11 protein-coding genes and 1 pseudogene are annotated in these 10,935 nt (G+C 52.2%); 5 read left to right on the forward strand and 7 right to left on the reverse strand.

Annotation, left to right across the window (positions count from 1 at the left end; genetic code table 11):
- A partial coding sequence (locus P3X23_RS04980) for an energy-coupling factor ABC transporter permease (RefSeq protein WP_300873723.1) occupies positions 1–237 on the reverse strand: 237 nt, incomplete at its 3' end.
- A 213-nt stretch (positions 238–450) separates the two neighbouring features.
- On the opposite strand from P3X23_RS04980, the gene P3X23_RS04985 reads away from it, so the two are divergent.
- Both P3X23_RS04985 and P3X23_RS04990 read left to right on the forward strand, forming a co-directional pair.
- Positions 451–756 (forward strand): cell division protein SepF, encoded by a 306-nt coding sequence (locus P3X23_RS04985; protein ID WP_300873725.1) that lies wholly within the window; start codon positions 451–453, stop codon positions 754–756.
- A gap of 7 nt (positions 757–763) precedes the next feature.
- Positions 764–1,150: a hypothetical protein gene (locus tag P3X23_RS04990; protein WP_300873727.1), complete on the forward strand. Its 387-nt coding sequence runs from the start codon at positions 764–766 to the stop codon at positions 1,148–1,150.
- Here P3X23_RS04990 and recF read toward each other — a convergent pair.
- The 6 genes from recF to P3X23_RS05020 form a co-directional block, all read right to left on the reverse strand.
- Positions 1,089–2,228, reverse strand: a complete 1,140-nt coding sequence (gene recF / locus P3X23_RS04995; protein ID WP_300873729.1) for a DNA replication/repair protein RecF — start codon at positions 2,226–2,228, stop codon at positions 1,089–1,091. The two genes, P3X23_RS04990 and recF, sit on opposite strands and share 62 nt — an antisense overlap.
- On the reverse strand, positions 2,229–2,717 hold the full coding sequence (locus P3X23_RS05000) for a DUF427 domain-containing protein (RefSeq protein WP_300873731.1): 489 nt from the start codon (positions 2,715–2,717) through the stop codon (positions 2,229–2,231). It lies immediately after the preceding gene.
- 460 nt (positions 2,718–3,177) lie between these two features.
- Positions 3,178–3,831: a response regulator transcription factor gene (locus P3X23_RS05005; protein WP_300873734.1), complete on the reverse strand. Its 654-nt coding sequence runs from the start codon at positions 3,829–3,831 to the stop codon at positions 3,178–3,180.
- A gap of 6 nt (positions 3,832–3,837) precedes the next feature.
- The gene (locus P3X23_RS05010; protein ID WP_300873736.1) at positions 3,838–5,046 is read right to left on the reverse strand and encodes a M20 family metallopeptidase; all 1,209 of its coding nucleotides are present in this window, start codon (positions 5,044–5,046) and stop codon (positions 3,838–3,840) included.
- 517 nt (positions 5,047–5,563) lie between these two features.
- Positions 5,564–5,920 carry a hypothetical protein gene (locus P3X23_RS05015; RefSeq protein WP_300873738.1) on the reverse strand — a complete coding sequence of 119 codons (357 nt, stop codon included), beginning with the start codon at positions 5,918–5,920 and terminating at the stop codon, positions 5,564–5,566.
- A gap of 54 nt (positions 5,921–5,974) precedes the next feature.
- A complete protein-coding gene (locus P3X23_RS05020) occupies positions 5,975–7,516 on the reverse strand; it encodes a bifunctional pantoate--beta-alanine ligase/(d)CMP kinase (protein ID WP_300873740.1) in 1,542 nt (513 codons plus the stop codon).
- Positions 7,517–7,838: 322 nt separating this feature from the next.
- Between P3X23_RS05020 and P3X23_RS11950 the strand changes: the two are divergent.
- The 3 genes and pseudogenes from P3X23_RS11950 to P3X23_RS05035 form a co-directional block, all read left to right on the forward strand.
- Positions 7,839–8,091: pseudogene (locus P3X23_RS11950) on the forward strand (hypothetical protein).
- Between the two features lie 69 nt (positions 8,092–8,160).
- Positions 8,161–9,984, forward strand: a complete 1,824-nt coding sequence (locus P3X23_RS05030; RefSeq protein ID WP_300873744.1) for an SPFH domain-containing protein — start codon at positions 8,161–8,163, stop codon at positions 9,982–9,984.
- Between the two features lie 363 nt (positions 9,985–10,347).
- On the forward strand, positions 10,348–10,935 hold a 588-nt coding region (locus P3X23_RS05035), incomplete at its 3' end, for a sigma-70 family RNA polymerase sigma factor (protein WP_300873747.1).

Raw genomic sequence — 10,935 nt, forward strand, 5'->3', positions numbered from 1 at the left:
TGCCAAGAGAACGCGCGACTCAGGATGCCTTTTTAGTTGCCGTTGTAAGGCCCACAGACCAGCTCCTAGAAAAGGAAGGAAGACCAGCCACCACCCCAAAGCCCACCCTAAGGGTAAAAAACCTTCGCTAATGTGCATGGCGAATGCGGGGTTAGGACTTGCTACCACTAGAAATGTAGTCAAGAGGGCGATCGCCCCAACAGAGCCATATCGCTTCGCGTAGCTACTTTTGATCATTGAGACGTTCCCAAACCAAAGTTTGCCTATTCTAGGGCGCAACGGGTTCCTTGCCTATGCCCAGTGGGGGGTAGGCACTGTCATCCCTGTGGAGGGGAAAAAGGCTGTAATTTGCATAAATTCTGGTGTAGTCGGTATAACAGAATGAAGTTTCATGGGATCATTAAATGAAATGACTATGCACTGTTGTGATGTTCCCAAGGGGGAGTTGTCATGAGTGAACTGACTGCCTTTGGTCGTTCCTTGAGTAGTGGCTATGAGGTAGTGATAATCAAGCCCCAGTCCCTCAGCGATACAACTTTGATCGTTCAAGCGCTGCGGGCTGACAAGGCTGTGATTCTGAATTTAGAGCACCTCGATGTGACCGAGGCACAGCGTATCTCTGATTTTGCCGCTGGCAGTACCTATGCCATCAATGGCCATCAGTCCCGCCTTGGGGATGGTGTCTTTCTCTTTACCCCTAGCATTATCAATATCCAAGAGTCTGCCCCAACCCCCACACCGGCCGGAGTGATCTAAGCCATTGATGACTCCTGAAGAGCTGCTTACAGTCAGTGAGTGTCAAGAAATTGATCAATTGCTTTTGCCAGCGGCAGATCGCTTTGCGATTCGGCTAGCAGTGTATGCCCAGCGCTATCTACAAGCCCAGACTGAAGTGACCCCCCTTGAAGAGCTAACAGAAGCCCAAGTTTATGAACTGGTGGCAGCAGATCCCCAATTGCAGGCGGAGGAAGAGCGCCAAGGGGGGTTTATGACTTGGTATGGCCAAATTCTCATCAGTGCCCTCAAGCAACTGCGACGTATTGCCGAAAATGAGGGGGTGCCCATTGCCGAGTTAACGGTTCCCCAAATTAGTCGCTGGTTTGCACAGCAGTGTCAGGAACGTTTGCGATCGTCCCCGCCGTCACCTTGAGAATTTGAGCCTGCTGTCGCCAAGGGGTTGCAAAGGGGGCTAGGTGGGTAGTGGTAATTAGGGTTTGGTAGCGATCGCCCATCGCCTCTAGGAGAATCCTTTGTCGCTGCAAATCAAGTTCCGCCAAAACATCATCTAAGAGCAAAAGAGGGGTATCGCCAACCACACTTTCAATAAGTGCTAGTTCCGCTAGTTTGAGCGCCAAGACCAGTGTGCGCTGCTGCCCTTGGGAGGCAAATTGACGAGCACTTTGATCATTTAGGCAGAAACTAACATCGTCGCGGTGCGGCCCGACAAGACTAGTTTTTTGCAGCAGTTCAATTGATCGGCGAGCCGCTAAGGCCTCACTAAAGGCCGCTCTGATGCTTTCGGAGCTTCCATCCCCAAGGGGCACATGGCTTTCATAGGTCAAAGTCAGGGTCTCGCGATCGCCACTCAAAACCCGATGCCAATGCGCTGCTAAGGGAGCCAAGCGTTCAATGAGTCGTTGGCGCCGCCGCATGATGCGGGTACCGTTAATCACCAATTGCTGATTCCATGCCTGCCAGAGGGGTTCATCCCAGCCTTGGCTGGTTGTTTGTTTCAGAAGGGCATTGCGCTGGCGCAGGGTCTTTTGATACGTCTGCAAAAGTTGGCTATAGAGTGGTTCCAACTGCACCAAAATCCGATCTAACCAGTTGCGGCGAATGGCCGGCGTCCCCCGCACCAATTCCAAATCTAAGCAAGAAAACTCTACTGCGTTGAGTTGACCGAGAAATTCAGTGGTACGCCTGACTGTGCAGCCATTGACTCGCAAAACTCGGCCGGCGGTAGGTCGTAAACTTGCTGCCAATTCAAGGCAAACCCCTTGGCGCTCAAGGGTGGCTTCAATTTGAGCACTGTCTTGTCCTTGCTGAATGAGGTCGCGATCGCGATGGGTACGATGGGACTGCAACGTTGCCAACCACTCCACCGCCTCTAGTAAATTGGACTTGCCCTGGGCATTGTCGCCGACGAGGATGGTTTTCGGGGCGGCAAACATCACCGCCTGCTCACTATAGTTGCGAAAGTGGCACAGATAGAGTGATTTGAGAAACACTTACCAGCCCCAAGTTCCCGGCGCCCCCTTGAAAGGTCCCACAATGTCTGGGGTAATCCAGCCGCCATAGAAGTCCCCCGGTTGCGGCAGCACCCCTACGCCATCGACAGTGCATTCATCCATTAAACCAGCATAGAAGGCAATGTAGTTGCGAATGGCCGCAAAGGCAGGGGTCGGTTGGGGATAGTACCAAGCTGCATGATTGGCTTGGCGATCGCCCACCTTGACATGGTAGTAGGCGCCTTTTCCTTTCCATTCGCAGAAAGTTTGCCGAAGCGAGGGCACCAGATACTGGGATTGCACATCCTCTGGTGGAAAGTAATACACCGGCGGGTGACTGGTTTCTAGCACGCGCTGTCCCCGCTGGGTCTCGGCAATAACTACACCGTTAAAGACCACGCGCAGGTGTTTTGTCGTAGGTTCTAAGCGGGGTGGACGGGGGTAGTCCCAAACCGATTCTTGACCGGGGGCAGGGGGAATTCGTTGCATGGGATCTCGACTCCTCAGTGGTTTTCTTAACTGTAATAGCAACCCTTACGAAAAATAGCGTAAAGCCGCCGGTTTAAGCGCAAGCTAAATTTATTCAGCCGTGGTGGGAGTCCGGCGCCCTCTGAGTGCTCATCTTTCCGGTTGTATCAAACCCATAGGAATGCATCCATCAAAACAGACAAAAGATTGCCTACAGGCTGGCAATTGCCGGCAAAACCTTAGCATAAATGCCCTGCTGCCTATAGTCGAAGATTGACCACCGCACGGGTGCATGATGGGAATGGCTGCGATGCGGACTGGAATGCGACAATTAACCTTGCCCGATGGGACGGATTTGCATGTCCTTTGAGTCTAAAGGAAGCCCTGCCCGTAATAGGCAAGGTCGGCTCTGGGGAGGGGGGATTTGGCAATCCCCGTGACTCTGAAGGAAGAATCCCCTGTTTTGAGAAACGGGGGAAGGTCAAATTTGGGAACTGGTTTGTTGCGCCACCAACCCCTGTTCAATTGCCAACCGCACCAGTTCGGCACGGTTATGAACCGCAGTTTTCTGAAAAAGACTGCTGACATACTTTTCAATGGTTCGCGCACTCAAGTGCAAGCGATCGCCAATTTGGGCATTCGAGAGTCCTACCACCAGCAAAGCCAACACTTCTTTTTCCCGTTGCGTCAGATCAACTGCAATGCCTTGGGGTTTCGGCGCTAAGGAGAGCCGTTGTCGCTGTTGCCACTCCGTTTGCACCAGTTGCGCCCGATCTAAAAGATTGCGCACCACCGCCGCCAATTCATTCAAGTCAAAAGGTTTAGAAAGATAAACATCCCCCCCGCTGCGGTAGGCGCGAATCCGCTCCTCTACTGCGGTGCGGGCTGTTAAGTAAATCACAGGTAGTAGGCGAAGCGAGGGATGCTGGCGCACCTGCCGCACCAATTCATAGCCATTCATATTGGGCATGGCAATATCGGTGATCAACAGGTGGGGTTGATAGCGATGAATCATCTCAAGGGCTTGGGCACCGTCTGCTGCTGTCAGGCAACAGTAGCCTTCGGCTTCTAAAAAGCGGCTGACCGACACGCGAATGCCGGGATCATCGTCGGCAATAAGTAGCGTGAGGGACATGGGGAATTAGGTCTCCACTAGACCACAGTATTTCTCGACACAGCGGACAAACAATTCGACCCCAATACTCAGGACTGTTTCGTCAAAGTCAAAGCGGGGATGATGGTGGGGGAAATCTAATCCCAGTGTGCCATTGGCTGACCCCAAAAAGAAGTAGCAGCCCGGAACCGCATTGAGAAAAAAGGACATATCTTCCGCCGCCATGGTTTGACAATGGGGGGTGACCCCTGCGGGAACCTCAACAACCGATTCAGCCACCGATCGCACCAACTCCGCCATTTTGGCATCGTTAATGGTGGGCGGGTACATCCGTTGATAGTCAAACTGGTAGGTGGCGCCATGGGTCTGGCAAATGCCGGCAATGACTTGTTCAATCCGTTTGGGTAACCAGTCGCCTAGCTCTGGCTTGAAGTAGCGAACTGTGCCCTCAAAAGTAGCGCGATCAGCAATCACATTTTTTGCTGTGCCGGCATGCACGGCTCCCACAGAGATGACTGCAGTTTCTAGGGGATCCAGATTGCGCGAGACAATCGTATGCAGTGCTGTAATAATTTGAGCAACCACTAGAACGGTATCCACCGTAAACTGGGGCAAAGCTGCATGCCCCCCTTTGCCCTGAAGCTGACACTCAAAAAACTCGGCTGCGGCCATTAAAGGGCCGGCTCGTACCCCCACGGTGCCAACGGGCAGAAAATTCCAGAGGTGCAGGCCGATAATGGCATCCACTTTTGGCGCATCGAGCACGCCTGCCTCAATCATCGGTTTGGCTCCACCGGGACCTTCTTCCGCAGGTTGAAAGAGTATCTTGACAGTCCCGGCAAAATCGCGATGCTGAGCAAGGTATTTCGCTGTACCAAGGGCGATCGCCGTATGACCATCGTGGCCGCAGGCGTGCATTTTCCCATCATAGAGAGAGCGGTAGGGCTTATCGTTTTCCTCCTGCAGCGGTAGCGCATCCATATCTGCGCGAATTGCCAGTCCTGGCCCCGGTCGCGATCCTGGAATTACTGCCACAATCCCTGTTTTTGCAATACCCGTGCGATGCTGAATGCCCCACTGTCGCAGTTTTTCACTGACAAAGGCGGCCGTCCCATGCTCCTGAAAACCCAATTCAGGCCGTTGGTGCAAATAGCGTCGCCACTGCACCAGTTCGGGTTGTAGGGCAGCCACCTCCGGACGCAGTCGGCAGCTCAACTGGGAAAGATGAAAGGCCATTGAGGCAGCAGTACAATGGAGCTAGAAACTAATTTTTAGCATAAACGATGTCTCTTACCAAAGGTTGCTCAGTATTTTGCTCTGGCGAAGTGGGAGTCGCTATAACACTGTTTTCTGAATCAGCAGATCGAGTTCTTCAGGTTCAAGAACTTCCAGAAAACAATCCGAAATCTGATTGCTCTGTCCGCTATCGTGCAAGCACCTCTGGACAAAAATATCCTCTCAGCTCATAAATTTTCTCAACCCCAGTCTCCATAAGGCTTTGATGAGTTTCTAACCGATTTAGAGGTGTTTGCAAAGCCTGGAAATCCTTTTCTTACAGACGCTTTTGCAGCTTTTGCCTGCGCAGATCAAAAAAATTACCAAGACAAAAATTGATCTCCTCTAGGTACTTGCACTTATGGAGCCTCCTCCAAGAGGAGGGGGCCTGTTCGGGGCAGGAAGAGAACAGTGTACACTTTTGTGCACTTTCTTAATCGCAGTATGAAAACACTGCTCCTCTACCGCTGCTTCAGTTTTAGGTGGTAGGTGCCTGGGAATCCTGCTGTAGGTCTTGGCGAATGGCCTGTAATGTTTCGAGAAGGGTTTGAACATCTGCAACCAAATCATCCGCCGGCTCGCGGTTTGTCGGCTCAGGGGTTGCACAAGGTTGCTGCCGTTGGGCAATAAAGGCTTGAATTAGTTCCCGCGCTTGCGCTTCCGTAAGGCGGCCTTTTTCAGCACAGACAGTGGCCAGTTGACGGGCATCTACGCGCAGTTGCCTTAGGTATTCTTGACGCTTGGCTTCATCCTGTAGGGATTCAATGGCAGCCGCAGCAGCACCAATGCCAGTGTAGTAGAGTTGCTGTGCCAGTTCAAAGGGGTTGCGATCCATAGGAATGTGTCTAGCGTGAACTATTGCTACTGTAGGGGAAATTCTCTCTCCTCATCAAGAGTGAGGGCAGCGGCTGCGGTACAAATGGACAATTTTACTCACCACCTCCTCGATCTCCAGATTATCAGTACAGATTTCTATGGCGTCGGCAGCTTTGCGAAAGGGGGCGTGGGTGCGTTGCTGATCTGCTTTATCGCGAGCGGTAATCTGAGCAAGCAATTCCTCATAGGAAAGATCGTATTGCCCCTGTTGTTTTAACTCTTGCCAGCGGCGCTGGGCACGTTCTTCGGGCGAGGCTGTGAGGAAAATTTTCAGACCCGCTTCCGGAAAGACATGGGTACCAATATCACGACCTTCGGCAGCAATTCCCCCGTTGGCGCCAATTGCCCGCTGTTGTTGTACCATCAGCCGCCGCACTCCTCGTAAGGCTGCTACTTGGGATACCCGCTGGGTCACCTCCAGAGAACGAATGGCTTGGCTCACTTCGCGATCGTTAATCCATACTCGCGGTGGTTGAGTGGGATCACTGCTTTCTAAACGCAATTGGCACTGGGCGATCGCCTCTACCACCGTTGGCTCATCCCTAAGATCAAGGTTGTTTTCTAAGCACCACCAAGTTACTGCTCGATACATGGCACCGGTGTCTAGGTACTGCAACCCCAGAGCTTGGGCAGCCAGTCGCGTCACGGTTGACTTACCCGCCCCCGCAGGGCCATCCACCGCCAGAATCGGCAAGCGGCGATCCAGTAGGCAATTGTCAATCAGGCGCGTTTGACCAACCCAGCCAGCGATCGCCAGCAAGCCCACCGTCTCAATTTGTGCTAAGGGCACAAGGGTCTGGGGATGCACCAATTCTGCATAGTCGAGGCGCAACTGGGGAAACTGGCGCAAATGGTTGTGAACTTGCCCAAGGAGCTCCTTTGCAGCAAAACATCCCTGCCGAAAGGCGGCAGTAGCAACCTCTAGGCTCTGGCTTAGGGCTAAGGCCGTGGGGCGATCGTCCTCACTGAGATATTGATTGCGGGAACTCAGGGCAAGGCCATCGGCATCGCGGACAATGGGACAGGCAATAATTTCCACGTCCAAATTCAAATCGGCCACACAGCGGCGAATAATTGCTAACTGCTGAGCATCCTTTTGACCAAAATAGGCGCGATGCGGCCGCACTAGATGTAACAGCTTAAGCACAATGGTGGCTACCCCACGAAAATGACCGGGGCGCGATCGCCCACAGAGCCGCTCTGTGAGTTCCTTGGGCGGCTCCACCACCGTGAGTGTCTCCATCCCTGCTGGATAAAGCTCAGCCACACTGGGCACAAAAAGCAGATCCACCCCCAACTGCTGGCAGAGCGCCGTATCGGCCTCAAGGGCACGGGGATAGCGATGTAAATCCTCCTGGGGGCCGAATTGGAGGGGGTTGACAAAGATACTGACAACCACAACATCACACTCTTGCCGTGCCCGCTGGATCAAGGCGGCATGACCCCCGTGGAGTGCCCCCATCGTCGGCACAAAACCAAGAGTGGATGCGGGAGATACTCTGCCAAGGGCAGCCTGTAAACCCGCAATGGTGGTCAAACGGTAAAACGTATCCATAGAGTGCTTAGGGGGCGATCGCTACAGTTTTGATACAATCTGTCATATTACAATGCCCCCGCCTGCTTTTTCTGACCAAAGTTTGTACATTTGTTGCAAAGACTTTAATCTTGGGGGCAGGTTTTCTAAAATTCAGATATTTTCATTTCTCTGTATCTGCAAACACTGTAACGCAAGCTCCAGTTTCGCCCGATCCTTAACCACAAGCTTGTTTTTTAACGAGAACCATTCAGCATACGCCGCGAGGATAGCCCCTATGGCCAATGAACTACAAAACGGCTTATAAAAATACCGTTTCGTCTGCACCCTCACCTTTGGGGATATTTATGGCCAAGTGATTGTTTGGCTGATTGTTATCTTTATTGGCTTGGCCGCGTCCCTCACCCTCTATAACAATCCTGTGCAGGCGTTTTTAGTGGGGGGCTAATTCTGGTCTTAACATTGCCTTTTTGCTTTTTGCCTTTGTTACCACACTGCTCAATCATATTGAAATGCGGCCTGTAACGGTGACAGAAAAGAAAAAACGTAAAGATGCCGCAGTGGCCTCGACAACCGAAGTGGCTCCAGCCAATTAAAAAACCCTTAAAAATAGCGGGCGATCGCCCCCAAACTGCCACACTAGGATGACCACTGAGGGGCAATCTATGCTTTACTGGCTTACATTTTTGCAAGCATTACCCACAGCGGCACTGCCGACGTCACCTCGAACCGAAACCAAAGCTGCGGTACTAGTGGAGTCTCCCCCCATTGCCATGGGCAATTTAGGTGGGTTGCTCTTCTTTCCGGGGGTAATTGCCGGCATTGTGATCTTGCTGCTCCTGAGCATTTGGGCCTACACCCGCGTCTATGTGATTACCCCCAACAATGAAGCCTTTGTACGCACGGGTGGTATTTTTGTTAAGAAAAAAACGGTGATTCTCAATGGTGGCTGCATTGCCCTGCCGGGATTTCATGAATTAACACGGGTACCCCTGCGGGAGATCTCTATTGACGTGGAGCGAACAGGCAAATTGGCAGTGCGTACCCAAGATTACCTGCGAGCCGATATGCGGGTTACGTTCTATGTCTGCATCAACGCCACCGAGGAGGACGTCCTCACCGCCGCTGCTCGCCTCTCGCAAAATAACCGCATTACCCCCGAAGACATCAAGAACGCCCTTGAAAAGCGGGCAGATGACGCCATCCGCGCAGCCGCAAAACACAAGTCCCTTGCTGAAATTGACTCGGATAAGCTGGGGTTTGCCCAAGAGGTGCTCAACTTGATGCAGCAGGATCTGCAAAAAGTCGGCCTCACCCTCAACAACATTGCCATCTCAGAGGTTCAAGAGAGCGACACCTACGACGAAAACAACTTCTTTGATGCTCAGGGGGTGCGCCTGCGCACGGAAACAATTCAACGCTCAATCCAGCAAAAACGGGAGGTGGAACTTTCAACACGGGTGGCCATCGAGCAAAAGGAACTGGATGCCCAAAAACGCTCCTTGCAAATTGAAGAGGAAAAAGAAGCCGCACTGTTGAGCCAGCGCCTGAAGGTAGAAGCTCTAAAAGCACAGCGGGAGCGGGAAATTGAGGAGGCTAAAGCCGCAGAGGCAGCTGCAATTCAGCGGGCAAAATTGCTCCAAGCCCAAGCAGTAGAGGAAGAAGAAATTCGCAAAAAACTTGCCATTCAACAAAAGGAAATTGAGGCCCGTATTGAGCTGGAGGAAAAAAATAAACGCCTGAAGGTGACGCAAGCCCAGCAACAACAGGAGGCAGAAATCGCCGAGATCGGTCGCCAGCAGCAGGTGCAAGCCAACCGTTTGCAAGCGCAGGTGGCCATTGCGGAGGCTGAGCGTCAAGCGCGCCTTGCCCAAGAGGATGTGGCGATCGCCGTTGCCACCAAGAAGAAAGAAAGTCTCATTGCCGAAGCAGAACGGGCACGGGCAGAGTCTGCGGTCACCACCGCCATCGAAGTGGAAAAAGCCGATCGCCAGAAACACTTAGCGATTATTGCAGCGGAGCGGGAAGCAGCGGAAAAACGGGTTCTTGAGCAAAATGCTGTTGAAATTGAGGCCTTCCGGCGGCAACGCCAGGCGGAGATTGCCGAACTGGAAGCGGAAGCAATTCGTACCCTTGCTGCAGCGAACCGCGATAAAGCTCTTGCTGAAGCCGCAGGAATCGAGGCAATCCTGGCGGCTAAGAATGTGATTAGCAATGCTAACCTAATTGCCCAAGTAATTACGGCGCTTTGGCCAGAACTGGCACCGCAACTGCCCCAAGTTCTCCAAGCTCTTGCCCCTCAGCCGGGGGTGATTGGCGATGCCAAAATTTACACCTTTGCCAATGGGAGTGCCATCCCTAATCTCAATACACTCCTCCTGTCCACCAGTGGACTTGCTCTAATCAATGCCCTATTCGAGGAAGGGAAACTTGGCCAGTTATTAGCGCAAATCAAATCTCTCCTTCAAGAGGGGACATCTAATCCCTAAGGCCTAACTCCAGACTCCAGTCAACTAGGATAGCTCCCTCTGTAGCCAGACTGAAGGGTACAGGTGTGAACCAACAATTGACTCATTTCATCTGTATTCCCGAAATCCATATATCTTTATCAATAGGATAAATATAAAAAAAAGATTAAGAACCGCCAAAGGTCAGGGTGAGTATTCCAACGACTAGATTTAGAAATGTTAAGATTCTTAATATATGTAACAAGTCCACGAAAACGCTGTTAAAGCACCGTTGGCTTGGCCGCGATCTTTAGCAGGGGCGATCGCCCATCCTATAGCGAAAACGATATTCCTAGGCCTTGGACGAATCACTGCTGTCAACCTTGAGAACGAGCAATAGGGACTATGGATACCTCAAAAGATTTAGTGCGCACTTACCTTCGGGAGATTGGCCGTGTGCCACTGCTCACCCACGAACAGGAAGTGATCTACGGCAAACAGGTGCAGCAGCTTACCGCCATGAACGAGATTCGCGAAAAGCTTGCGGCAGAACTTAACCGTGAACCCACCCGTGCCGAATGGGCCGCTGCTGCCAACATCAGTGAAGAGGAGCTGGAGACGATTCTTGAAAATGGCGATCGCGCCAAACGGAAAATGGTGGAAGCCAACCTGCGCCTTGTGGTTTCAGTGGCCAAAAAGTACATCAAGCGCAATGTGGATCTGCTGGATCTCATCCAAGAAGGAACGATCGGTATGCAGCGAGGGGTAGAAAAATTTGACCCCAGCAAGGGCTATCGTTTTTCCACCTACGCCTACTGGTGGATTCGGCAAGCCATTACGCGGGCGATCGCCGAGAAAGGACGCACCATTCGCTTGCCCATCCACATTACTGAAAAGCTCAACAAGATCAAAAAGGCTCAGCGACAGTTGTCCCAGCAGCTGGGTCGTGCGCCAACAATTAATGAGCTGGCCGCTGAACTGGAGCTAACCCCT

It is taken from the genome of Thermosynechococcus sp. Uc (assembly GCF_029335995.1).
In the GTDB taxonomy this organism is placed as follows: domain Bacteria; phylum Cyanobacteriota; class Cyanobacteriia; order Thermosynechococcales; family Thermosynechococcaceae; genus Thermosynechococcus.